At 64.7% G+C, this 24,160-nt stretch carries 23 protein-coding genes; 12 read left to right on the forward strand and 11 right to left on the reverse strand.

Going from position 1 to position 24,160, the window contains the following annotated elements:
* Window positions 1-313 precede the first annotated feature (313 nt).
* The gene (locus I6F09_RS16890) at window positions 314-652 is read left to right on the forward strand and encodes a hypothetical protein (RefSeq protein ID WP_225188601.1); all 339 of its coding nucleotides are present in this window, start codon (window positions 314-316) and stop codon (window positions 650-652) included.
* Between the two features lie 31 nt (window positions 653-683).
* Here I6F09_RS16890 and I6F09_RS16895 read toward each other — a convergent pair whose 3' ends face one another.
* From I6F09_RS16895 to I6F09_RS16935, 9 genes are all read right to left on the reverse strand, one after another.
* The gene (locus I6F09_RS16895; protein WP_346730117.1) at window positions 684-2,573 is read right to left on the reverse strand and encodes a TonB-dependent siderophore receptor; all 1,890 of its coding nucleotides are present in this window, start codon (window positions 2,571-2,573) and stop codon (window positions 684-686) included.
* A gap of 546 nt (window positions 2,574-3,119) precedes the next feature.
* Window positions 3,120-3,887: a helix-turn-helix transcriptional regulator gene (locus I6F09_RS16900; RefSeq protein WP_225128460.1), complete on the reverse strand. Its 768-nt coding sequence runs from the start codon at window positions 3,885-3,887 to the stop codon at window positions 3,120-3,122.
* A gap of 232 nt (window positions 3,888-4,119) precedes the next feature.
* The gene (locus I6F09_RS16905) at window positions 4,120-4,833 is read right to left on the reverse strand and encodes an ABC transporter ATP-binding protein (protein ID WP_036001768.1); all 714 of its coding nucleotides are present in this window, start codon (window positions 4,831-4,833) and stop codon (window positions 4,120-4,122) included.
* Entirely contained in the window at window positions 4,826-5,593 is a 768-nt protein-coding gene (locus I6F09_RS16910; RefSeq protein WP_036001772.1) for an ABC transporter ATP-binding protein, read from the reverse strand. The genes I6F09_RS16905 and I6F09_RS16910 overlap by 8 nt, the downstream gene beginning before the upstream one ends.
* Window positions 5,586-6,530, reverse strand: coding sequence for a branched-chain amino acid ABC transporter permease (locus tag I6F09_RS16915; protein WP_036001776.1), 945 nt, complete (start codon window positions 6,528-6,530; stop codon window positions 5,586-5,588). The genes I6F09_RS16910 and I6F09_RS16915 overlap by 8 nt, the downstream gene beginning before the upstream one ends.
* A complete protein-coding gene (locus I6F09_RS16920) occupies window positions 6,527-7,444 on the reverse strand; it encodes a branched-chain amino acid ABC transporter permease (protein ID WP_036001780.1) in 918 nt (305 codons plus the stop codon). The genes I6F09_RS16915 and I6F09_RS16920 overlap by 4 nt, the downstream gene beginning before the upstream one ends.
* Window positions 7,445-7,747: 303 nt before the next feature.
* A complete protein-coding gene (locus I6F09_RS16925; protein WP_036001783.1) occupies window positions 7,748-7,966 on the reverse strand; it encodes a hypothetical protein in 219 nt (72 codons plus the stop codon).
* Window position 7,967: 1 nt separating this feature from the next.
* Window positions 7,968-8,627: an acyl-homoserine-lactone synthase gene (locus I6F09_RS16930; protein ID WP_036020350.1), complete on the reverse strand. Its 660-nt coding sequence runs from the start codon at window positions 8,625-8,627 to the stop codon at window positions 7,968-7,970.
* A gap of 83 nt (window positions 8,628-8,710) precedes the next feature.
* On the reverse strand, window positions 8,711-9,439 hold the full coding sequence (locus tag I6F09_RS16935) for a LuxR family transcriptional regulator (RefSeq protein WP_036001794.1): 729 nt from the start codon (window positions 9,437-9,439) through the stop codon (window positions 8,711-8,713).
* A gap of 165 nt (window positions 9,440-9,604) precedes the next feature.
* On the opposite strand from I6F09_RS16935, the gene I6F09_RS16940 reads away from it, so the two are divergent.
* The 10 genes from I6F09_RS16940 to I6F09_RS16985 all read left to right on the forward strand — a co-directional run bounded on the left by I6F09_RS16940 (window position 9,605) and on the right by I6F09_RS16985 (window position 19,783).
* Window positions 9,605-9,781, forward strand: coding sequence for a hypothetical protein (locus I6F09_RS16940; protein WP_036001797.1), 177 nt, complete (start codon window positions 9,605-9,607; stop codon window positions 9,779-9,781).
* A gap of 367 nt (window positions 9,782-10,148) precedes the next feature.
* Window positions 10,149-11,087 (forward strand): LysR family transcriptional regulator, encoded by a 939-nt coding sequence (locus I6F09_RS16945; RefSeq protein ID WP_036001799.1) that lies wholly within the window; start codon window positions 10,149-10,151, stop codon window positions 11,085-11,087.
* 131 nt (window positions 11,088-11,218) lie between these two features.
* Window positions 11,219-12,094 (forward strand): shikimate dehydrogenase, encoded by an 876-nt coding sequence (locus tag I6F09_RS16950; RefSeq protein ID WP_225188561.1) that lies wholly within the window; start codon window positions 11,219-11,221, stop codon window positions 12,092-12,094.
* Between the two features lie 56 nt (window positions 12,095-12,150).
* The gene (locus I6F09_RS16955; protein ID WP_036001805.1) at window positions 12,151-13,281 is read left to right on the forward strand and encodes an ABC transporter substrate-binding protein; all 1,131 of its coding nucleotides are present in this window, start codon (window positions 12,151-12,153) and stop codon (window positions 13,279-13,281) included.
* Window positions 13,282-13,499: 218 nt separating this feature from the next.
* The gene (locus tag I6F09_RS16960; protein WP_036042799.1) at window positions 13,500-14,375 is read left to right on the forward strand and encodes a branched-chain amino acid ABC transporter permease; all 876 of its coding nucleotides are present in this window, start codon (window positions 13,500-13,502) and stop codon (window positions 14,373-14,375) included.
* A complete protein-coding gene (locus I6F09_RS16965; RefSeq protein ID WP_036020342.1) occupies window positions 14,372-15,370 on the forward strand; it encodes a branched-chain amino acid ABC transporter permease in 999 nt (332 codons plus the stop codon). Before I6F09_RS16960 ends, I6F09_RS16965 begins: the two co-directional genes overlap by 4 nt.
* Window positions 15,367-16,110, forward strand: coding sequence for an ABC transporter ATP-binding protein (locus I6F09_RS16970; protein WP_036001814.1), 744 nt, complete (start codon window positions 15,367-15,369; stop codon window positions 16,108-16,110). Before I6F09_RS16965 ends, I6F09_RS16970 begins: the two co-directional genes overlap by 4 nt.
* A 9-nt stretch (window positions 16,111-16,119) precedes the next feature.
* A complete protein-coding gene (locus tag I6F09_RS16975; protein ID WP_225188562.1) occupies window positions 16,120-16,857 on the forward strand; it encodes an ABC transporter ATP-binding protein in 738 nt (245 codons plus the stop codon).
* Window positions 16,854-17,915: a Gfo/Idh/MocA family oxidoreductase gene (locus I6F09_RS16980; RefSeq protein WP_225188563.1), complete on the forward strand. Its 1,062-nt coding sequence runs from the start codon at window positions 16,854-16,856 to the stop codon at window positions 17,913-17,915. The genes I6F09_RS16975 and I6F09_RS16980 overlap by 4 nt, the downstream gene beginning before the upstream one ends.
* Complete coding sequence (locus I6F09_RS16985) at window positions 17,912-19,783, forward strand: sugar phosphate isomerase/epimerase and 4-hydroxyphenylpyruvate domain-containing protein (protein WP_225188564.1); 1,872 nt, start codon at window positions 17,912-17,914, stop codon at window positions 19,781-19,783. Before I6F09_RS16980 ends, I6F09_RS16985 begins: the two co-directional genes overlap by 4 nt.
* 172 nt (window positions 19,784-19,955) lie before the next feature.
* Here the strand turns inward: I6F09_RS16985 and I6F09_RS16990 are convergent, their stop codons facing one another.
* Window positions 19,956-21,128 (reverse strand): ABC transporter substrate-binding protein, encoded by a 1,173-nt coding sequence (locus I6F09_RS16990; protein ID WP_225188565.1) that lies wholly within the window; start codon window positions 21,126-21,128, stop codon window positions 19,956-19,958.
* Between the two features lie 322 nt (window positions 21,129-21,450).
* On the opposite strand from I6F09_RS16990, the gene I6F09_RS16995 reads away from it, so the two are divergent.
* On the forward strand, window positions 21,451-22,713 hold the full coding sequence (locus I6F09_RS16995) for an NAD(P)/FAD-dependent oxidoreductase (RefSeq protein ID WP_225188566.1): 1,263 nt from the start codon (window positions 21,451-21,453) through the stop codon (window positions 22,711-22,713).
* 216 nt (window positions 22,714-22,929) lie between these two features.
* On the opposite strand, the gene I6F09_RS17000 is transcribed toward I6F09_RS16995, so the two are convergent.
* Entirely contained in the window at window positions 22,930-24,141 is a 1,212-nt protein-coding gene (locus tag I6F09_RS17000; protein ID WP_225141282.1) for an ABC transporter substrate-binding protein, read from the reverse strand.
* Between the last annotated feature and the right edge of the window lie 19 nt (window positions 24,142-24,160).

Below are 24,160 nucleotides of genomic sequence, written 5' to 3' on the forward strand. Positions count from 1 at the left end.
ATCGGCCCCGCTCGGCGCGCTGCTTCACGCCCGCGTGAGGCGACTTCTTCCGGACTGTTGCGACGACATCGCGCCGCCCCCGGACGAAGCCATTTTCCTCACCCGGCGAAAAACGCCGGAAAGGCAGGCGGTCTAGATTCTCTGCATTGATCAACAACGGAGTTCGGTCATGTGGGGTCAACTTTTCAGCCTGATCTATCGCCTGTCCTGCCGGACCACCCTGATCGAGATCGGCACGCACCGCCTCGCGCGTTAGGTCCATGAAGCCCAAGGGAATTGGGTAAGATCGATTGACCAGATGACGGGGATTGCCATGCGCAAGCTGATCCTGATCGCCGCGATATCGCTGCTCGCAAGCCAGGCCCATGCCGGAGGCTCGCGGAGCCTCAGCCTGGCGGCGGCCGATTCGAAGCAACCGGCCACCGAGCAGCCGGCCGCGCCGGCCGCCGTGCCGCCGCAGGCGACGCAAGCGTCACCGGCAAACGTCCAGACGCCGACCGCACCCGCCGCAACGGCACCGACCGCCGCAGCTCCGGTGCAATCAAGCACGACGCCGGCAAAGACGACCGAAGCGCCAAAGCCGAAACGCCGGCAGCCATCTGTCGAAGCCCGCGTGATCCGCGAACTGCACCGCCACGGGATCTATTGGTAATTGTCCGGCGACGTCCGCCCGGCAGCTCCGCTCACCAGCGATAGCCGAGCGTGGCGATGACGGTCAGCGGCGCGCCCCGGTAGCAGTAACCGACCTGACACGTCGTGTAGTGCACATTGAACAGGTTCTTGGCGTTGACCTGGAACGTGAGGCCGTTCAGCTCCTTTGCGGCCTGGCTGAAATCGTATTTCAGCGCGGCATCGACCAGGGTCACCGAGCTGTTCTTGAACGTGTTCGCGTCGTCGCCATAGCTCCAAGACATGTGGCGCGCGCCGGCACCGACGCTCAGGCCCGCGAAGGGACCAGCCAGCGGCAGGGCGTAATTGCCCCACAGCGTCACGGTGTGCGGAGGATTGCCCGACGGAAACTTGCCGACCAGCGCGCTGTCGCCGGCCTGCTTGGTGACCATGTCGAGATAGGTGTAGGACGAGGTGATGTCGAAACCATTGCCGAGGCTTGCAAGCCCCTGCAATTCGAAGCCGCGGCTTTGAATTTCGCCGCGCTGGACCGTCACGCCGGTGCCCGTCGTCACCAGGCCGCCATCCTGCGTCAGGTCGAACACGGCAGCGGTAATGAGGCTTCGCGTCCCCGGCGGCTGATACTTCACGCCGATCTCGGTCTGCTTGCCGGTGGTCGGCTTGAAGAAGGCGCCTGAGGGATCGACGCCGAGATTGGGAAAAAACGACGTCGAATAGGCGATGTAGGGCGCCACACCGGAATCGAACACATAGGTCAGGCCTGCCCGCCCACTATAGGCCTGATCAGATTGCGTCTGTCTTGTCAGCGCGAACCGGTCCTCGCCGGTGGTGCGGACCCAGTCGCTGCGGCCGCTCAGCGTCAGGATCCAGTGGTCGAGTTTGGTCTGGTCCTGAATGTAGACGCCGGACTGGGTTTGCCGCTGCGCCGTGGACGAGGAGATCGCGGGATCCGGAATGGATTCCGGCGCATAGACCGGCGCAGCCAGATTGAGATCGGACACGCCGAAGCCGAACCCCTGCTTGTCGGTGAACTTCGACGATGTGTAGTCGGTGCCGACCAGAAGCGTGTGCTGCACCGGGCCGGTGGAGAGCTTCGCCTCGACCTGGTTGTCCATGATGGCCGATTGCAGCGTGTCGTGGACGTAGCCGGTATAACGCGACACGACGTTGCCGACGGGAGCACCGAGAAAGCCGACATAGCGCGTGACGGCGTCGAGATCGACGTAGCGGAATTTCTGGCGGACGGTCACGGCGTTGTCGAACGCGTGCTCGAACAGATAGCCGATGCGCCCCTGCTCCTGGTCGAGCGAATTGTAGGACGGGCTGCCCGTGAAGATGTCCGTCGTCGTCCCGATGCCCGAAGAATAGGTGAACATCGAGCCCGGCGTCTTCGATTTCTGATAGGCGCCGAGAAGCGTGAGGGTTGTCGATTGGTCGGGTCTCCAGGTGACGGCGGGAGCGACATAGGTGCGGTTGTCCTTGCCGCCCGGTACGAACACGTCGGCGTCTCGCACCATGCCGGTCAGCCGATAGGAGAATTGGCCGTTGGGATCGATCGGCCCCGAAAAATCGAAATTGCCCTGAACGCGTTCGCGATCGCCGAACAGCGTCTGCACCTCGTGGAAAGGCTGGCTGGTCGGCAGCTTGCTTTGCAGATCGATCAGTCCGCCTGGCGAGCCGAGGCCGTAGAGCGCCGAGCTCGGGCCGCGGACCACGGTGATGCTGTCGACCCCATAGGGCTCCGTCTTGAACACGCCAAGGCCAGCGCCGACGAGACGCAGGCCGTCGAGATAGATGCCGTTATAGGTGATGTCGAAGCCGCGGATCGAGATGGCGTCGAAGCGCGGATCGTAGCCCGAGGCATCGATGCGCACGCCCGGCTCATAGCCGACTGCCTGCGTCAGCGTCTGCACGGCGCGGTCGTTGAGCTCCTTGCGCGTCACGACCGAGATCGACTGCGGCGTCTCCAGCAGGGGCGTGTTCGTCTTGGTGCCGGCGGAGCTGCTGCTGGCAACGTAGCTGTTCTCGCTCGATATCGTGGCGCGACCGCCACCTGCCTCGCGCGCATCCTGGCTTGCGGCTTGCCTGGAGGCGGCATTGCGTTGCGCCGCGACACGGCCGGCGTTGCGACGGTGAATTGCGCTGGGCAGACACGGCGCGCGGGCGCACCTGATTCGGCGCCTCCACGGTGACGGGCGGCAATGACGCGGCCGTCGATCCCGAATTGGTCCCGGAGACCTGTGCAAGGGTCGGTGTCACCTGCAAAACCACGCCCAGACCGGCCGCCCCCAGACCAGCCTTCATCAACCGTTCCCAACCGAACGTCTGTCCGTCGCCACGCCTCATTGTCTTCCCCAAGCTCCGTCTTTGGACCACCCGGGAGTAATCAGATCGAGACGCACGACGCCTTTGCGACTGCGCAAATCGCCTTTGAGTCCACGTGGAGGCTTTCAAGACTGAGGCGTGAGGCGGCGCATCGCCTGCTGCCGTTACTCGCAGCGACTGGGCGAATGACCGAAGCGCCTGCGAAAGGCCGTCGCGAAGTTCGCCGGATGAGTATAGCCGACCCGATAGGCCGCCTCGGTGACCGACAGGCGCTGGTGAATCAGAAGGGCTCGTGCAGTATCGAGCCGGCGCGCCCTCAGATAGTCGATGGCGCTCTCGCCATAGGCGATCTGGAATTTCTGATTGAAAGATCGCCGGCTCAGGCCTGCGTTCCGCGCCAGCTCGTCGATGCTCCAGGGATAGCCGAGGTCGGCATCCATCCGCTCCTTGACCGATTGCAGGCGCATGCGCTGGAGGTCTGTTGCCGGATCGACCGCGATCCGGCTGCACTCGCCGAACAAGGCATGGACGACGATCTCGGCGGCATGCGCCGACATCAGCAATCGCGCCGCGTTTCCGGCGACCGGCGGCGAGAACATTTCCGCCGCGACGGCCCGCACGCGCGCTGATGCGGCCAGCGAGAGGACGACGGCGCCAGATCCTTCGTCCTTGAACAGCGCCCGAAACGCGGCGCCAAGTCCGAGCTGATCGATGGATGCTCCGGGCAACGCAAGGCCGATGGCGCACCGCATTGAGCGCTTCACGGCGAGGGACTCGCGCACCGCGATCACCCCCATCCGCCTCTCGCCGATCGAGCGCGTCAGAGTGCCGGGGCCAGCACCGGCTTCATCGAACGCCACCGAGATGAACAAGCCCGGCGCTGCGATTGCAGGCCCCTCGGCGTCGGCTCGGAACTCACCTTGGACGACCACGCAGCCCGGATAATCCAGCCATTGGGCTGCTCCTCGCTGTGCGGAACCGACGTCGTCCTCAGGCAACCCGACAATTTGCTCGTAAAAGTCCCGCATCGAATCCACAACGCCGCGTCTTCTTTGACGGCTGACGGCGGCACGCTCAAGAGCTCAGCGCGCTGTTTGGAGGATTTCGAATTTGGATTTGCTCGAAGAGTAGCTCGCATTGCCGCGACGAAGGGGACGAACGCGTTTAAATTCCCAGATATTTGTGCTGCAGGTCCGGCGCGGCCATCAGCTCGTCGGAGGTGCCGCTCCACACCGTCTTGCCGCGCTCGATGATGTAGTGGCGATCGCAGATGCGGGCGAGATGGTCGACGTTCTTGTCGACGACCAGGATCGACTGTCCGCGGCTCTTGAGTAGCGACAGGCAATTCCAGATCTCCTGCCGGATCAGCGGCGCGAGGCCTTCGGTCGCCTCGTCCAGGATCAGGAGCTTCGGATTCGTCATCAGCGCGCGGCCGATCGCGAGCATCTGCTGCTCGCCACCGGAAAGCTGGTTGCCCATGTTGGACGCGCGTTCGGCGAGGCGCGGAAACATCACGTAGATCGCGGCGAGCGTCCAGGGATTATCGCTGTTGAAGCGATCCGCCGCGGCCGCGACCAGGTTTTCGCGCACGGTGAGGTTCGGAAAGATCTGCCGGCCCTCGGGCACGAGACCAACACCGAGTTTCGCAATCCGGTAGGACGGAAGCTGCCGCACCTCCGCGCCCGCGAAGCGAATGGTGCCCGCGCGCGCCGGCGTCAGGCCCATGATGGAGCGGATGGTGGTGGTCTTGCCCATGCCGTTGCGGCCCATCAGCGAGACCATCTCGCCCGGCTTGATCGACAGCGACAGGCCGAACAGCACCTGGGACAGGCCGTAGCAGGTCTCGATGCCGTCGACCTCGAGCAGCGTGTCAGCCATGATGCGTCACCACATGCTGATCGCCGAGATAGGCGCGCTTGACGTCCTCATTGGCCCGGATCGCGGCCGGGTCGCCGGAGGCGATGACGCGGCCATAGACCAGCACCGTGATGCGGTCGGCCAGCGCGAACACCGCCGGCATGTCGTGCTCGACCAGCACGATCGAGACCTCTTTCCGCAGCTCCTGGAGCAGCTTCACCATGCGCTGGGATTCGGTCACGCCGAGGCCGGCCATCGGCTCGTCGAGTAGCAACAGCTTCGGCTTACTTGCGAGCGCGACTGCGAGCTCCAGCTCGCGGCGTTCGCCGTGGCTGAGCCTGGAGACCACGATATCGGCGCGATGGCCGAGGCCGACGCGATCGAGCGCCGCCTGGGCGGCATCGCGCAGACCCTTCTCTTTCCGCGCATTGGCGAAGAATCGGAACGAGGTGCCGGCATGCGCCTGCGCCGCCAGCGCGACATTGTCCGCGGCGGTGAAGTCGAGCAGCAGCGAGGTGATCTGGAACGAACGCGCCAGGCCCAACGCGCAGCGGCGATAGGCCGGCAGATAGGTGATGTCGCGCCCCGCCAGCGAGACGCTGCCGGAATGCGGTTCGAGATGCCCGGTGAGCTGGCTAATCAGCGTGGTCTTGCCGGCGCCGTTCGGGCCGATGATGGCGTGCAGCTCGCCGGATGCGACGTCGAGCGAGACGTTGTCGGTCGCGATGATTCCGCCGAAGCGGCGCACCAGCTTTTCGACGCGGAGCAAGGGTTCAGCCACGGCCAGCCCTCCCGAGTGCGCCCATGATGCCGCCGCGGCCGAACAGGACGATGAGCAGCAGCAGCGGGCCCAGGATCAGCGCCCAATATTCGGTGATCTGCGACAGCAGTTCTTCCAGCAGCAGGAACACCACCGCACCCATGACCGGGCCGAACAGCGTGCCCATGCCGCCCAGGATCACCATCACCATGAGGTCGCCGGAACGGGTCCAGTACATCACGGCCGGGCTTACGAAATCGGTGTTGTTGGCGAGCAGCGCGCCGGCAAGGCCGCACATCGTGCCTGATATGACGAAGCAGACCAGTTGGTAACGCTTGGCCGGGAAGCCGATGGCCTGCATGCGCTGCTCGTTGGAACGCAGGCCCTGCACGACAAGACCGAAGCGCGAGTTGACGATGCGCCATATCAGGAGCATGACGCCGAAAAGGCAGGCGAGGCAGAGATAATAGAACTGCGTGCGGTTGCCGAGATCGATCAGGCCCGAGAAGTCGCTGCGCGTGTAGATGGTCAGGCCGTCGTCGCCGCCGTAACGAGCCAGGCCCGAGGCGACATAGTAGGCCATCTGAGCGAAGGCCAGCGTGATCATGATGAAGTAGACGCCACGGGTGCGCAGCGACAGCGCGCCGATCACCAGCGCATAGATCGCCGACGCCGCAATCGCGACGGGAAACTGGATGAAGCCGGACCCAACGCCTTCCTGCGCGAGCATGCCGACGGCATAGCCGCCGATGCCGAGATACGCGGCATGGCCAAAGCTCATCAGGCCCGCAAATCCCATGATGAGGTTGAGGCTCGCAGCCGCCAGCGCCAGGATGATGATGCGGGTGAACAGCGTCAGGATGAAGACGTTGCCGGTCAGCTGCGAATAGAGCGGCAGCAGCACGAGGCCCGCCAGCATCAGGGCCGTGACGGCCTTGCTCACGCTCAAACCCTTCATCGACGATTGGCCGGAAACAGCCCCTCCGGCCGCACCACCAGCACGATCGCCATCAGCAGATAGATCAGCATGGAGGACAGCGCGGGCGCGGCGGTGGATGCGGCGGCGCCGCTCAGCACCTGGCGGAGCAGGTTCGGAAGGAAGGCGCGGCCGAGCGTGTCGATCATGCCGACGAAGATCGCGGCGAGGAAAGCGCCGCGGATCGAACCGATGCCGCCGATCACGATGATGACGAAAGCGAGGATCAGGATGTTCTCGCCCATGCCGATCTGCACGGTCAGGATCGGCGCCTGCATCAGCCCGGCAAGGCCCGCGAGTGCGGCGCCCAGGCCGAACACCAGCGTGTAGAGCAGCTTGATGTTGATGCCGAGCGCGCCGATCATCTCGCGGTTGGATGCGCCGGCCCGGATCAGCATGCCGATGCGGGTGCGCATCACGCCGAGATAGAGCAGCAGCGCGACCAGCAGCGCTACCCCAATGATGGCGAGGCGATAGGCGGGATAGTGAATGCCGGGCAGGATCGGCACCGGCACGGTGAGCCAGGCCGGCAGCGGCAACGCCAGGCCCGCCGGGCCCCAGATCAGCCGCACGGCTTCGTTGAAGAACAGGATCAGGCCGAAGGTCGCGAGCACGTGGTCGAGATGGTCGCGGCCATAGAGATGCCGCAGCGCGCTCACCTCCAGCACGATGCCGAGCACGAGCGTCGCGCCCAACGCCATCAGCGCGCCGAGCAGGAAGCTGCCGGTCCAGGCCGCGAAGGTGGCGGCGAAATAGGCGCCCATCATATAGAGCGAGCCGTGCGCGAGGTTGACGAGATCCATGATCCCGAACACCAGCGTCAGGCCCGCGGCGAGCAGGAACAGCAGCAGACCGAACTGCAACCCATTCAAGAATTGTTCGACGACGAGCAGCATCAGGACTCTTTCAGGCGCATACAGACGCGCGCCGATGTTCGAACACTGTCGCCATCAGTGAAAGAGCTCCCCCTGCCTCTTCAAGGCCGAAAAATGGGTAATGGCAGTATCGTTCCGAGGCAAGAGCGATTCGACATCAAACATGCACTTTGTTGCATCTCGGCACGTGCGGCCGGGACGCGCCCCGCAATGCAAAAAGGCTGCCGCGCGGCATGAGGCAACCTGCCGCAGCGAAACGGCATCACCCTCTCACCGGCTGGCGGTGAGAGGGTACGATCGTCGTAAAATCGAGCAGGGCTGCGTCTAGTGCGACGTCATCTGGCGGGGGAGCTCGTCCGGCTCGGCGAGAACGCTGTTGGCCGTCGACGCCTCCAGGGCCGCCATCCGAAACAGATAAGCGAGCGTCGTCAATCCGGTGTCCTCCGCCATTTGCGCCAGTTCGAGCGCCATGTCGGACATGTAGCCGAGATCCTCGTCTTTCATTTGCGCCATGATCTGGCTGTCCCGCATCACGTTCGACATCTCAGGCGCTCTTTCGTTGCGCGGCAACATGACCGCAGAGGTTGGCACGGGCGATGGCATCGAGACGAGGGCCGTCCTGCTGCACGACCGAAGCCGTGCCGATCCGATGATGCAGGGCATCGAGCGTCTCCCGACGAATGTCGATGGTCGCCGCCATGGTCCATGCGTTCTCGACCAGAGCCGGTAGGCCGAGCGGCGTCACGACGAAGCCGGCTTCGTGGAAGCGCGGCAGCCACCAGGTCTCCATGATCGCGCTGACCTGCGCGATTCCCTGGTCGAGGCAGAACTCCTGCACCGCAGCCATCAGTTGCAGGTTGAGCGCGCCGTCGCGGCGATCGCGCACGACGAAGTAGCGCGACCATTCCCACACTAGCGGATCGGCGGGCCAGCCGCGAACCGCCGCCAGATGCGGAAACACCTCACTCATCATCGAGGGCTTGGTGGTCGGATAGAGCCGATGACCGCCCACGACGCGGCGGCCTTCCAGCGCCAGCAGGTAGACGGTGTCCTCGTCGTCGTAGGAATCGATCTCACGGCCATCCGGCCTGCGCAGCGTCTCCCAGCGCCGCTCCTCGACGAAGATGTCGTGACGCAGCCGGAAATGCTGCTCGATTACGTCTTCATAAAGGTGACGATTTACCGCGGAAACTGCGTGAATCATGAAAACCCCCATTCATCCTCAATGGGGGGAGATTCTGCGAAAAGACGCAGCTTCGGTATTGGGAAATTTCCCAGTAAGGCGGCTTAAGGATTGATGATCTTGTTCCGAATCGCCAGCGCGACCGCATGCGTACGGTTGACCGCGCCGAGCTTGCGCGCAGCAGTTGCAAGATGCTCTTCGGCGGTGCGCTGGGTGATGTGGAGGATCTCGCCGATTTCCCAGGCCGACTTCCCCTGCGAAGCCCAGGCGATCACCTCGCGTTCGCGCGGCGTGAGGCGCGTCGACGGATGCGGCATCGGCTCGAGCAGACGGCGAATGTGGTCGAAGCCATACATCGCCATCAGATGCAGCGCCGGCTTGCTGCGGGCATTGAGGTCGAGATGGACACCGCCGAGCGAGACCGCCGCCTCGTAGCCGGTGAGGCCGTGGATCGGCACGATGAAGCCGCGCGACATGCGGAACTCGCTGGCACGGTTCATCACCTCGGCCGCATTCGGCTCGAGTTCCGCATCATAGGGCGCTTCCGACCACTCGAACGGATTGACCGACTGCCGGCACAACCGCACCACGGGATCGAAACGATCGTAGTTTTTCTCGGTGTAGAGGCTGAACCATCCCGCAGGCCAGCGTTTGGCGAGCACCATCTGCGCAAACTGCTGATCGGGATTGGGCAACCCCGTCACGATGATGGTTTCGAAGCCGAAGCGACCGAACGCCGCTTCGAGCGCGTTCATGGCCTCTGGTACCTTGCGGTAGGTCTGCAGGCCTTCGATGAAGTCGAGCGCCTCCCGGCCATAGTCTACGGCGGACATCGTACGTTTCCTGACCCTCGCGCTTCCGTATAGCACGTATTCACAGACCGCCTCAATTCGCTGTGGCCGTAGTTTCCCGGTGCTCATGCGCTCTGAGGATTTAACTACTTGTGGCAGAATTGACGCCACGATACACCTGAGAACATCCGAAGCGGGAAGCCAACGATGGAAGACGAGGACATCGCCCTCAACAGCGTGCTCGGCCTGGAATTGAACCGCGTGTTTTTTGCCGTCCGCGAAACGGCGAACAAGCAGAAGATCATCGAGTTTGCGCGCGAGGTGCTGCAGAGCGAGCGCGCGGAGCTGGCCGAGAGCGTGTCGCCGGAAGGGCCGGCGAGCTAGAACGCCATTGCAAAGACGACGCCGGAGCAACAGATCGCGTCACGAGGACGCCTCTCCATCTGATCGCGCGGGTTTTAGTCGAAACACTCTGACCGCGAATTTTGGCTTCCCTTCTCCCCTTGAGGGAGAAGGTGGCGCGAAGCGCCGGATGAGGGTCTCTCTCCGCGAATCCAACTCCCATTTGAAGTCGCGGAGAGAGACCCCTCACCCGTCTCGCCGCTCTGCGGCGATCCACCCTCTCCCACAAGGGGAGAGGGAAAGCGCCAGCCTCCGGCCACATCGGCGCACACTTGCCGCTGGATGACAGCGCATCTCTCGTGAGATGATCGCCGCGATCTCTTGTCGATGCCAGGGACAGTTCAAGGCCATGATGACGCTGCGCCAGGTCGAAGTGATCCGTGCCGTGATGGTGACGGGCACCATCGGCGGTGCGGCGAAGCTGCTCAACGTCTCGGCGCCGGGGATCAGCCGCCTCGTCAAATACACCGAGCGCTCGCTCGGCATCCGCTTCTTCCAGCGCCAGAACGGGCGCTACTTCCCGACGCCGGAAGCCGAGAACATTTTTGAGCAGATCAACGGCGTCTACAAGAAGGTCGACGACCTCTCCGAGATCATCTCCAAGATCGGCCGCGGCGGCCTGTCGGAGCTGCGCATCGGCTCGGTGCCGAGCATCTCGCAGGTGATGGTGCCGCGTGCGATCGAGCGCGTCCGCCGCCGCTATCCCGATCTCGGCATCGACATCAACATCCTCAAGCTCGAGGAAGCCATCGACTACCTGATGCTCGGCCGCGGCGAATGCGTGGCGATGAGCTATCGGCTCGAGCATTCCGGGCTCGACTTCATGCCGCTCGCCTCGGGCGAGCTCTATTGCATCGTGCCGCCCGGCCACGAGCTCTCCGGCCGCAAGCAGGTCTCCGCCGCCGAGATCACGCGCTATCCGCTGATCGGCATCGATCCCAACGATCCTTACGGCCGCATCATGGCCGGGATCTTCGCGCGCCACCGGCTCGACTACAACATCACGATCCGCGCGCGCTTCGGCACCACCGTCTGCGCGCTGGTGAAGGCGGGGCTCGGCATCGCCATCATCGACCAGTTCACCGTCGCCCATGGCGGCTATCCCGGCATCGAGCTTCTGAAGATCGCCGAGCCGACGCGGTTCGACACCTACATCGCAGTCAAGCGCGGCACGCCGCTGTCGCTGCATGCCGAGTATTTCATCGAGGCCCTGCGCGCCGAGATGCGCGCGGTCGAGCCCTCCCGCGGCAGTGGCAAGACCGCCCCTGCCCGCGGGCGGAGGAAATAACATGATGTTAGGTTTGCCAGATAAAAGGGTAATTGTGTTAGGCGGGGGAAAGGCTATCGTCGCAGCTGGAATTGCACGGATTTCCCCGCTAATGGCCGGGGCCGGACGCTCCCTTGAGACGATAGCGAACCATGTCGAAACGCGGATACGCCGCCAGTAAGAAGCTCCTCACCGGCCTGATCGGCGCCCCGATCGCGCATTCCGCCTCGCCCGCCATGCATGAGCGCGCCGCCGAAGCGCTCGGCCTGCGCGGCCATTACCAGCTTATCGAGGTCGCCGGGGCCGATGCGGCCGGACTGCGCATGATGCTCGAGGGCGTCCGGCGGCTCGGCTTTGCCGGCGTCAATGTCACCTACCCCTACAAGGAAGCGGTGGTGCCGCTGCTCGACGCGCTGGCGCCGGGCGCAGCCAGCATGGGCGCGGTCAACACCGTCGTGGTCAGGGACGGCCGGCTGACCGGCCACAACACCGACACCACGGGCTTCGCGCGGGCGGTGACGCCGTTGCTGGCGCCCTCCGGCAACGCCATCGCCCTGATCGGCGCCGGCGGCGTCGGCAAGGCCATCGCGTTTACGCTGGCGAGCCTGAACGTGGCCGACATCCGCATTTTCGACAGCGAGCCGGCGCGCGCCGAGAAACTGGCCGCCATGCTCGCCCCGCGCGGCGCCCGCGTTGCCGCCAGCGTCGAGGATGCGCTCGAGGGTGCGACCGGTCTCGTCAACGGCACGCCGGTCGGCATGCTGCCGAACCGTGACACGCCGGTGCCGGCGAGACTGCTCAGGGCGGACCTATGGGTCGCCGACGCCGTCTATTCGCCGCTGATCACGCCGCTGCTGGCCGCAGCGCGAGAGAAAGGCGCGAAGATCATGACCGGCCGCGACCTCGCGATCTACCAGGCCGCCGACGCCTTCGAATTGTTCACAGGCCTTGCCCCATCCACCGAGATCATGGGAGAGGCTTTCGACGCCGTGATGGCAGCGCGCAGCGCCGCCTATCAGGCAGCTTGAGGCGAAGCGGCCGGATACAAGGCCGCTTGCAAGATTTGAAACGGGAGGAGAGGACGATGAAATCAACGCTAGTGGTGGGCGCATTGCTCACCGTCATGACCGCAACGGGCGCCTTTGCCCAGGCGATCAAGCTCGCCAATGTCGCGGAGCTCTCGGGCGGCGGCGCTACCGTCGGCACCAACTGGAAGAACGGCATCGACCTCGCGATCGAGGAGATCAACGCCAAGGGCGGCGTGCTCGGCCGCAAGCTCGAGGTCAGCCACGCCGACTCGCAGTCCAACCCCGGGGTGGCGCGCGCCCAGGTGCAGAAGGCGCTCGACGCCGAGCCCTATGTGCTGCTCGGGCCCGGTTATTCCGGCTCGGTGAAGGTGACCGCGCCGCTCGCGGCCGAAGCCGGCATCGCGCAGATCATGGGCGGCGAAGCCGCCGAGCTGACGCAGACAGGAAACAAGTTCCTGTTCCGCACCTCCTTCGGCCAGCAATCCTCAATGCCGAAGGTCGCAAAGTACATCCACGACGAGATGAAGGCGAAGACCGTTGCGGTGGTCTGGGTCAACAACGATTTCGGCCGCGGTGGCCGCGACGTCGTGGTCAAGGAGCTCGACCGGCTCGGCTCCAAGGTCGTCGCCGATCTCTCCACCGAAGCGGGCCAGGCCGACTTCGCCGCCGACGTCGGCAAGATCAAGGCCGCCAATCCCGACGCCGTGTTCGTCTACCTGAACGAGGAAGAGAGCGCGCGCATCCTGAAGGAGCTGAAGCGCCAGGGCGTCACCGCGCCGCTGATGGGCGAGACCACGCTGATCGGCCAGAAGGTGATCGAGCTCGCGGGCGATGCCGCCAACGGCGCGCGCGGCCATGTCGGCCTCACCACCGACGCGCCGGTCGATCTGGTCAAGGCGTTCCGCGAGAAGTTCTCCAAGAAGTACAATTACGTCCCCGATCATAACGGCCTGAAGGGCTACCTCGCCGTCTACATGGTGAAGGCCACCACGGAAAAGATGGGCAAGGTCGACCCGAAGAAGTTCGCCGACACGCTGCACGGCCTCACCATCAAGGCCGCGGACGAGCCGGGCATTTTGATGGACGTCACCTTCAGCGACACCGGCGACATCGACCGCCAGAGCTTCCTGGTCGAGGTGGTCGAAGGCAAGCAGGTGGTGAAGCAGGTGCTGCCCAAGGTGAAGTGAAGCGTGGCCCTTCTCCCTCGCCCCGCTCTACGCGGGGAGAGATCTTTCGTCTCCCTCTCCCCGCCCCTTTGCGGGGAGAGGGCGGGGTGAGGGGCTGCTTCCGCGACGACGGTGACAATCGAGTACGCGGAGACAGCCCCTCACCCCAACCCTCTCCCCGTAAGTACGGGGAGAGGGAGAAGAAAGAGAGCGGGGAGAGGGAGAGGAAAGAGGGGAACATGTCCAACCTATTCGATCTACTGGTCGCGGGGCTCGCCACCGGCGCCATCTACGCGCTGGTCGCGGTCGGCTTCACGTTGCTGTGGCAGACCTCGCAGACTATCAATTTCGCGCAAGGCGAGTTCGTGATGCTGCCGGCGTTCCTGATGCTGGCCGCGATGCATGTGGGCGCGCCGTTCTGGCTCGCGATCATCCTCGGCATCCTGCTCTCGCTGATCCTGCTCGGGCTCGCCTTCAAGATGCTGCTGGTGGACCCGATGATGCGTCACGGTGTGCTACCGCTGGCGATCGCGACCATGGCGCTCGCGATCGGCATCAAGGAATCGGTCAAGCAGTTCTACAGCGCGGAGGCTTCGCCCTTCCCCTCGATCGTGCCGACCGGCGACATCTCCATCCTCGGCCATGCGGTGTCGCTGCAGAGCATCGGCGTGCTCACTGTTGCCATCCTCGCCGTTCTCGGTCTGACCACGCTGCTGAGCCGTACCTCGCTCGGCCACCAGATGCAGGCGGCGGCGCAGAACCCGACGGTGGCCCGCATCATCGGCGTCCCGGTCGAGCGCATGATCCTGCTGACCTTTCTGATCAACGCCTTTCTGGTCGCGCTGGCCTCGCTGCTGATCACGCCGATCTACCTCGCAAAATTTTCGTCCGGCGAGGTGCTGGGCCAGGCCGCCTTCATCGCCGCGATCGTCGGCGGCTTCAACCAGGTGCGCGGCGCGATCGCCGGCGGCCTGTTGATCGGCGTGCTCGACAATCTCGCGGCGGCCTATGTCTCGACGCAGTATCGCGCCGCCGTGCCGATGATGTTCCTGATCGCCGTCATCCTGTTCCGGCCGCAGGGCTTGCTCGGCCGTGCCGAGGAGCGCACCGTATGAGCGGCATCGCCAAACCCCTGAAGATCGCGCTCGGCCTTGCCATCATCGCCGCGCTGATCATCGTCCCCATGAACTTCAACCGCTACGGCCTGTTCATCCTGAGCCAATGGGCGGTGATGAGCATCGCGGCCATGGGGCTCAATCTCACGCTCGGCTATGCCGGCCAGGTCTCGCTGGCCCAAGGCGCCTTCGTCGGCATCGGCGCCTATGCCGCCGCGATCATGACCACACATGGCTGGCCGCTGCCGGCGGCGATCCTGGTGGCGATCGTCTTGAGCTTTGCGATCGGCTGGGTGCTCGGCTATCCCGCACTGCGCGTGCAGCACCATTACCTCGCCTTCGTCACGCTGGCCTTCTCCACGCTGGCCTTCCTGGTGTTCCGCAACGAGAGCTGGCTGACCGGCGGCATCTACGGCATCTCCAACATCCCACGTCCGCACATCTTCGGCATCGCGACCAACAAGCCGCTGCCGTTCTACTATGTCTGCCTCGGCTCGCTCGCGATCGTCTCGCTTGCGGTGTGGTGGCTGATCCGTTCGCCCTGGGGCCGTGCCTTCATGGCGCTGCGCGAGAATCCGTTGCGCGCGCAATCCCTCGGCGTCGATACCCGCCGCTACACGCTGATGGCCTTCGCGATCGGCTCGGCACTCGGCGGCGTCGCCGGAGCGCTCTATGCGCCGCTGACGCAATATATCGATCCCGTGCCGTTCAACCTGTCGCTCTCGCTCGACCTCCTGCTGATGGTGATCGTCGGCGGCGCCGGCTTCTATTTCGGTCCGTTCCTGGGAGCGATGATCGCGGTGCTGCTGCCGGAATGGCTGCGCTTCACGGAAGGCTACTACCTGATGCTCTACGCCGTCGCCGTGATGCTGCTGCTGATCTGGTCGCCGACCGGCATTCTCGGAATCCTCGACCGATATCTCGCCGAGCGCCGCACCAAGGCGGCGTCCGCGCTGCGCGCCGTCGCAAAGTCGCGCCTGGAGACGGCGCAATGAGCGCGGTCCTCGAAGTCACCGACATCAAGAAGAGCTTTGGCGGCATCCACGCCGTCAACGGGGTCTCGTTCGACGTGCGCGAGGGCGAGATCCTCGGCCTGATCGGGCCGAACGGCTGCGGCAAGTCCACGCTGTTCAACTGCATCCTCGGCCAGCTCACGCCGACCGGCGGCGAAGTCAAGCTCGACGGACAGGTCGTCACGGGCCTGCGTCCCTCCGAGCTCAACAAGCTCGGGGTCAGCCGCACCTTCCAGCTGTTGCAGGTGTTCCCAAAGCTCTCGGTGCGCGAGAACCTGATCCTCGCCGGACAGGAGCACCAGGGCAACATGGCCTCGCGCCTGGTCGGCCGATCCGATGCCGGGCTGACGGAGGCCGCGAACCAGATGATCGGCTTCTTCAAGCTCGACCATCTCGCCGACGAGCCGGCTGGGGGTCTCTCTTATGGTCAGCAAAAACTGCTCGATGCCGCCATGGCCTTCATGGGCGGCTCGCGCCTGGTGCTGCTCGACGAGCCAGCCGGCGGCGTCAACCCGTCGATGCTGGCGGACCTCAAGGAGCGCCTGGTCGCGATCAACCGCGAGAAGAACGCCACCTTCGTCGTGATCGAGCACAACATGGAGTTCGTGATGTCGCTGTGCTCGCGCGTGATGGTGATGGCGGAAGGCAAGGTGCTGGCGATGGGCCGGCCCGACGAGGTCCGCAAGAACCCCGCCGTGATCGAAGCCTATCTCGGACATTAGGAGCGCGTAATGAGCGATCCCATTCTCTCGGTCCACAATCTCGTCGGCGGCTACGGCAAGATGACGATCTTGAACGGCACGACGTTTGCCGTGCCGTCAGCCACGATCACGACGATCATCGGCCCGAACGGCGCCGGCAAATCGACGGTATTCAAGGCCATCTTCGGCCTGCTCAAGCTGCGCGAAGGCAAGATCAGCTTCGCCGGCCGCGACGTCACCAATTTGAGCCAGCGCGCGCTGCTCAACGCCGGCATCTGTTATGTGCCGCAGGGCCGCAACATCTTTCCCGAGCTGTCGGTGCGCCACAATATCGAGCTCGGCGGCGTCGCCGCCGACAAGGGCCTCGACCTGCCCAAGCGGATCGAGGCGGCGCTCGACCTGTTTCCCGCATTGCGGCGCAAGTCCGCGCAGCAGGCCTCGACGCTGTCCGGCGGCGAGCAGAAGCAGCTCGAGATCGCCCGCTCGCTGCTGCTCGAGCCGAAGCTGGTGCTGGTCGACGAGCCCTCGATCGGTCTGTCGCCGCTGATGGTGCAGCAGACCTTCGACATCCTCAAGAGCTTGCGCGATCGCGGCGTCACCATCCTGATGATCGAGCAGAACGCGCGCTCGGCGCTGGAGATCTCCGACATCGGCATCGTGCTGGAGCTTGGCCAGACCCGCATGGTCGATGACGCCAGGCGCATTCTGAACGATTCGCGCATCGGGCAGCTCTTCCTCGGCGGCGCCATGGAGGAGAGTGCAGCATGAGCGCGAGAATGCGGATCGCCGTGGCCGGCGCCGGCCTGATCGGCCGTCGCCATATCGAGTTGATCGAGTCCTCCCAGGATTGCGTGCTCGCCGGCATCGCAGACCCCTCGCCCGCCGCGAAGGAATATGCGCGGGCGCATGGCGTGCCCTGCTATGCGGACCATCGCGCGCTGCTGGCCGAAGAGAAACCCGACGGCCTCATCATTGCGTCGCCCAACACGTTGCACTTGCCGATGGCGCTCGACTGCGCCGAAGCCGGCGTGCCGGCTTTGATCGAGAAGCCGGTGACCGAGACGGTTGCCACCGCGCAACGCCTGTGCGCGGCGGTGAGACGCACCGGCGTGCCGATGCTGGTCGGCCATCATCGGCGGCACAATCCCATCATCAAGTCGGCCCGCGAGGCCGTGACGAACCGAAAGCTCGGCCAGCTCACGGCCGTGGTCGGGCTGTGGCTCCTCAAGAAGCCCGACGATTATTTCGAGGTCGCCTGGCGGCGTGAGGCAGGCGGCGGGCCACTGCTGATCAATCTCATCCACGACATCGACAATCTCCGCTTCATCTGCGGCGAGATCGTCGAGGTGCAGGCGCTGACCTCGAACAAGGTGCGCGGCTTCGCGGTCGAGGACACCGCCGCGCTGCTGCTGCGCTTCGCCAACGGCGCGCTGGGCACGGTAACCGTGTCGGATGCGACACCGGCGCCGTGGAGCTGGGAGCTCTCCTCAGGCGAGAACCCGGCCTATCCCAGGCAGGAGGACCAGCCCTGCTACATCTTCGCAGGGACGGCGGGTTCGCTCTCCGTGCCGAACATGGAGCTGTGGTCATACACAGAGCAGCCCGGCTGGTACGCGCCGCTGTCGCGCGCGACCATCGCGCCGCCCGCGTTCGATCCGCTGGTCGAGCAGCTCCGGCATTTCTGCGCAATGATTGCCGGCCGTGAACAGCCGCTGATCTCGGTCGAGGACGCGATGGGAACGCTCGCCGTCGTCGAAGCCGTCAGCGCGGCCGCGCGTACCGGGCAAACGATCTCGCCGGGGCAGATCATGGAGCAGGCCGCATGAACAAGCGCTCGATCGCCACCGTCTCCCTCTCAGGCAGCCTCGACGAAAAGCTCCGCGCCATCGCCGCCGCGGGCTTCGATGCGGTCGAAATCTTCGAGAACGACCTGCTGTCGTTCGGCGCCGGCCCACGCGATATCGCGAAGATGTGCACGGACCTCAATCTCGAGATCTGTGCGTTCCAGCCGTTCCGCGATTTCGAGGGCATGCCGGAGCCGCAGCGTGCGCGCAACTTCGCCCGCGCGGAGCGGAAGTTCGATCTGATGCAGGAGCTCGGCACCGATCTGTTGCTGATCTGCTCCAACGTCTCACCCGCCGCGCTCGGCGGCATCGACCGCGCGGCTGACGATTTTCGCGAGCTTGGCGATCGCGCCGCGAAACGTCGTTTGCGCGTCGGCTATGAGGCGCTGGCCTGGGGCCGCCACGTCAACGATTACCGCGACGCCTGGGAGATCGTGCGCCGCGCCGATCATCCCGCGATTGGCGTCATCCTCGACAGCTTTCATGCGCTGGCACCTGGCTTTCCGACCCGCGCCATGGCCTCGATCCCCGGCGACAAGATCTTTCTGGTGCAGCTCTCCGACGCGCCAAGGCTCGAGCTCGACATCCTGTCATTGAGCCGGCACTTCCGCTCCTTCCCCGGCCAGGGCGACCTGCCGGTCGGCGCGTTCATGGCGGCGATCGCAGCGACCGGCTATGCCGGACCGCTGTCGCTGGAAATCTTCAACGACCAGTTCCGCGCCGGCTCGGCCGCACAGACCGCGGTCGACGGCCTGCGCTCGCTGATCCTGCTGGAGGACCAGCTCGCACCGGACTGGCCGAATTTCGCCGGCAAGGCGCTGGCCCCGAAGGCGAAGAGCCGCGGCACCGGCTTCATCGAATTTGCCGTCAACGAGAGCAAGGCCGCCGAGCTTGGCCGCCTGTTCTCGCAGCTCGGTTTTCGCAAGACGGGCCAGCACCGCAGCAAGGCGGTGGAGCGCTGGTCGCAGGGCAAGGTCGAGCTCGTCATCAATTGCGAGACCGACGGCTTTGCGCATTCGCACTATGTCACCCACGGGCCCGGCGTCTGCGCCATCGCGCTCGACGTCGACGATGCCGGCCGCGCCATGCAGCGCGCCGAGACGCTGAAGGCGCGCACCTTCTACCAGCCGGTCGGACCGGGTGAACTCGAGATTCCCGCGATCCATGGCGTCGGCGGCAGCCTGCTCTATTTTCTCGACCAGGCCGGCAAGAACTGGGACACCGATTTCGAGCCTGTTGCAAGCGATTCAAGCGCCGATGCGCTGGTCGCCGTCGACCACATCGCGCAGTCGATGCCCTATGACGAGATGCTGACCTGGCTGTTGTTCTACACCGGCATTCTCGATCTGAAACGCCTGCCGCAGATGGAGATCGCCGACCCCAGAGGCCTCGTGCAGAGCCAGGCCGTCATCAACGCCGACCAGAGCCTGCGCTTCGTGCTCAACGGCTCCTCCGCCAACCGCACCCTGCCGGCACGCTTCATCTCGGAGTTCTTCGGCTCGGGCGTGCAGCATGTCGCCTTCGCGTGTCAGGATATTTTTGCGACCGTCGCCGCGATGCGCCAGCGCGGCGCGGGCTTCCTGGACATCCCCGACAATTACTACGACGACATCGAAGCCAAATACGATCTTTCGCCCGAGCTGATGGCGCAGCTGCGCGCCAACCACATCCTCTACGACCGCGAGGGCGACGGCGAGTTCTTGCAGGTCTACACCCACATCTTCGACGAGCGCTTCTTCTTCGAGATCGTCGAACGCAGGAATTATCAGGGTTTTGGCGCGGCCAACGCCGGCATCAGGCTCGCAGCGCAAGCGCGCGAGGTGCGCCCGGCAAGCATGCCGAGGGTGTAGGCAATTCTGCTTCCCCTCTCCCCTTGCGGGAGAGGGTGGCTCGCCGCAAAGCGGCGAGACGGGTGAGGGGTCTCTCTCCTCACGGACAATCTTGCAAGGGGAGAGAACCCCTCATCCGGCGCTTCGCGCCACCTTCTCCCACAAGGGGAGAAGGGGCTACGTCGCTTGTGGCTCACTTCATCTTGCACTTCTCGTGGAAGCGATCCTGGTCGTTCTCGACGATGGTGGCGACGGTCTTCAAGGCGAGCTGGCCTTCGGAATCCTTGACCACGTCCTGCAGATAGAAGTTCTGGATCGGGATGTGGTTGTTGCCGAACTTGAGCGCGCCGCGCACCGACTTGAAGTTGGCCTTCTCCATCTCGGCCTTCATCTCGTCCTTCTTGGAGGTGTCTCCCTTCACGGCGACGACGGCGCTGTTGATCAGGTTCGCGGCGTCATAGGACTGCGCGCCGTAGAAGGTCGGGCGCAGGCCGGGGTACTTCTTGCGGTAGTCGGCCACGAAGCGCTTGTTCTGCTCGTTGGGGAGGTCGTTGACCCATTGCTGCGCGCCGGGCACCCCGAGCGCATTCTCCTTCTGGAGCGGCAGCGAGAGCTCGTCGATGGTGAAGGCGGTGTAGAGCGGCATCGTGCTCTTCAGCCCGGCCTGTGCATATTGGTTCAGAAATTGCACGCCAGCAGCACCCGGGTAGAACACGAAGATCGACTCGGCGCCGGAGGCACGCGCCTTGGAGAGCTCGGCGGAGAAGTCGAGCTGGCTCGGCCACACCGTATATTCCTCACCCACGACCTGACCCTTGAAGGTGCTCTTGACGCCGGCCAGCATGTCCTTGCCGGCGGCATAGTTCGGGCCGATCAGGAACACCGACTTGACACCCTTCTGGTTCATATAGGTGCCGACCGCCTGCGGGGTCTGGTCGTTCTGCCAGGAGGTCGAGAACACGTAAGGCGAGCACAGCTCGCCCGCGAGCTGCGACGGCCCGGCATTGGCCGAGATCAGGAAGGTCTTCGAATCGACCGCGGTCTTGAGCGAGGCGAGCAGCACGTTCGACCAGATATAGCCGACGATGAAGTCGACCTTGTCGGACTGCACCAGCTTCTCGGTCTTCTGCTTGCCGACGTCGGGCTTCTGCCCGTCGTCCTCGTAGAGCACCTCGACCGGCTTGCCGGCCATCTTGCGGCCGAGATGATCGAGCGCGAGCTCGAAGGAATTGCGCATGTCGTTGCCGATCACGGCGGTCGGGCCGCTGAAGGTCGAGACGAAACCGATCTTGATGGTGTCTCCGGCGAATGCCTGATTTGCCAGCACCAGCGCCGCTGCGCCCGCCAGCCAGAATGCCGTCCTCATAACACTCCCTCCTTAATTATCGGTCCTGGAAGCGGGGTGATCGCCGCTCCAGGCCTGTCTCTATTGAACGCAAAATCTGTCGCGCCGCCAATGGCTCAGCGCCCGCCCTGCACCATATTTCGCCCCGATCGGAGATGGCAAGAATTATAATTCTACTCACCTCGGCCGAGGCCGGCCCAGGGCCGGTCCGGGAGGCCGCGGCGCTTTTTCGAGCCGGATCGATACATCAGGCCTATGCGACGATTGATGACCTCTATTGGACCGCGGCGCCCAATCCGCACTTAAATGAAGGCGAGCAGCAGCGAGATTCGAGGGTTAAATCATGGCCGCAAATCCCCATCGCGTCGTCATCGTCGGCGCCGGCTTCGGCGGGCTGGAGGCGACTTACCGGCTTGCGGGCGCTCCCGTCGAGATCACGCTGATCGACCGCCGCAATCATCATCTGTTCCAGCCCCTGCTTTACCAGGTCGCGACCGCCTCGCTCGCAACCAGCGAGATCGCCTGGCCGATCCGTCATCTCATGCGCGACCGGCGCGAGGTGACGACGCTGTTCGCCGCCGTGAGCGGCGTCGATGCCGAACGACGCTGCGTGCTGATCGACGACGGCAGCGAGGTGCCCTACGACACGCTGGTGCTGGCCACGGGCGCGCGGCACGCCTATTTCGGCCACGATGAATGGGAGCAGTTCGCGCCCGGCCTGAAGACGCTGGAGGATGCGACCACCTTGCGCCGGCACATCCTGGTGGCGTTCGAGCGCGCCGAGCGCGAGATCGATCCGAAGCGGCGCGCAGCACGGCTGACCTTCGTGATCGTCGGCGCCGGCCCGACCGGCGTCGAGCTCGCCGGCACCATCGCCGAGATGGCGCATCACACCCTGCCCGCCGATTTCCGCAACATCGACACGCACAAGGCCCGCGTCGTGCTGATCGAGGCCGGCCAGCGCGTGCTCGCCGGCTTTCCCGACGAGCTATCAGCCTATGCGCAGGCCTCGCTGGAAAAGATCGGCGTCGAGGTCGTGCTCGGGCAGGCCGTCACCGAGATCAATCGCGAGGGCGTCGTGTTCGGCGGCAAACTGCTCGAGGCCAAGACACGGATCTGGGCCGCCGGCGTGCGCGCCTCGCCCGCTGCCGAATGGCTCGGCGCAGCGCACGATCGCGCCGGGCGCGTGCTGGTCGAGGCCGACCTCACCATATCAGGCCATCCCGAGATCTTCGCGATCGGGGATACCGTCAGCATCAACGCCTGGGACGGCAAGCCGGTGCCCGGCATCGCGCCGGCCGCCAAGCAGCAGGGCCGTCACGTCGCGGAGACCATCAAAGCGCGCCTGCGCGGCGCTGCAGCGGGTCCGTTCCGCTATAAGCATTCCGGTAACCTCGCGCAGATCGGCAAGCGGCTCGCAATCATCGATTTCGGCAAGATCAAGCTGCGCGGCACCATCGCGTGGTGGATCTGGGGCATCGCCCACATCTACTTCCTGATCGGCCTGCGCCACCGCCTCAGCGTCGCGCTGAGCTGGCTGTGGATCTACGCGCGAGACCAGCGCGCAGCGCGGTTGATCACGCAAGGGTCGAGCAAGGTGGTGTAGTCTTACTTCCTTCTCCCCTTGTGGGAGAAGGTGGCATAGGCGGCCTTCGGCCGCCGTTCTTAAGAACGCCGAAGCGAGCTTCGGCTACGGCGCCGGATGAGGGGTTCTCTCAACTCTCGCGATTGTTCGTGAGGAGAGAGACCCCTCACCCGGCTTCGCTTCGCGAAGCCACCCTCTCCCACAAGGGGAGAGGGTGCAATTGCGCGCTCGCCGCTCCTACTTCACCAGCTCGCATCCGCCCTCCGCCAGCGGGCGGAACGCCTGGTCTGCGGGAATCGTCGCGACCAGCTTGTAATAATCGTACGGATATTTCGACTCCTCCGGCTTCTTCACCTCAAACAGGTACATCGGATGCACGACGCGACCGTCCTGACGGATCGCGGTGTCGCCGAACAGCTTGTCCTTGCCCTTGAACTTCTTCATCTCGGGCACGACCTGCTTGGCATTGTCGCTGCCGGTGGCGGCGACGGCGTTGAGATAAGCGAGCGTGGAAGCATAGACTCCGGCCTGATTGCCGCTCGGCATCTTGCCGTTCATGCCGGGCCGTGCAGCAAAACGCTTGGCGAACGCGCGGGTATCATCGTTCATGTCCCAGTAGAAGGCTTCCATGAGCTGGAGGCCCTGCGCGACCTTGATGCCCATGCCGTGAACGTCGTTGATGAAGAGCAGGAAGGCGACGAGCTTCTGCCCACTCTGCTGGATGCCGAATTCGGCGGCCTGTTTCACCGCGTTGATGGTGTCGCCGCCGGCATTGGCGAGCCCGATGACCTGCGCCTTCGAGCTTTGCGCCTGCAGCAGGAAGGACGCGAAATCGGAGGTGCCGAGCGGATGCTTGGACGAGCCGAGCACCTTGCCGCCGTGACCCTCGATGTATTTCTGCGCCTCCGCCTCGATGCCCTTGCCGAGCGCGTAATCGACCGTGAGGAAATACCAGTCCTTGCCGCCGCGCGACACCATGGCGGCTGCGGTGGTGTTGCCGGTCGCCCAGGCATCGTTGACCCATTGGATGGTGTTGGGCGAGCACGCCTTGCCGGTCAGATCCGAGCTCGCCGTCGATGATGCCAGGAAGGTCATGCGGCTGTCGCGCAGAAGCGCGTTGATGGAAAGACCGACGGCCGAGTTCGGCACGTCGACGATGGCGTCGACGCCTTCGACGTCGAGCCATTTGCGCGCGATGGCGTTGCCGACATCGGCTTTGTTCTGGTGATCGGCATAGACGATCTCGACCTTGATGCCCTTGCCGCCGCCGTTGAAATCCTCCGCCGCCATCCGCGCGGCCTCGACCGAGCCCATGCCATTGGTGTCCTGGAAGATGCCGGAGATGTCGTTGAGCACGCCGATGCGCACGACGTTGTCCGATATTTCGGCGTTGGCCGCGCCGGTCACCAAGCTCGCAGCCAGCGCGAGCGTCCACTTCAGATGTTTCATCATTCCCTCCCTGTTTGAT

The sequence above is a fragment of the Bradyrhizobium sp. IC3195 genome (assembly GCF_020193585.1).
In the GTDB taxonomy this organism is placed as follows: Bacteria; Pseudomonadota; Alphaproteobacteria; order Rhizobiales; family Xanthobacteraceae; genus Bradyrhizobium; species Bradyrhizobium yuanmingense.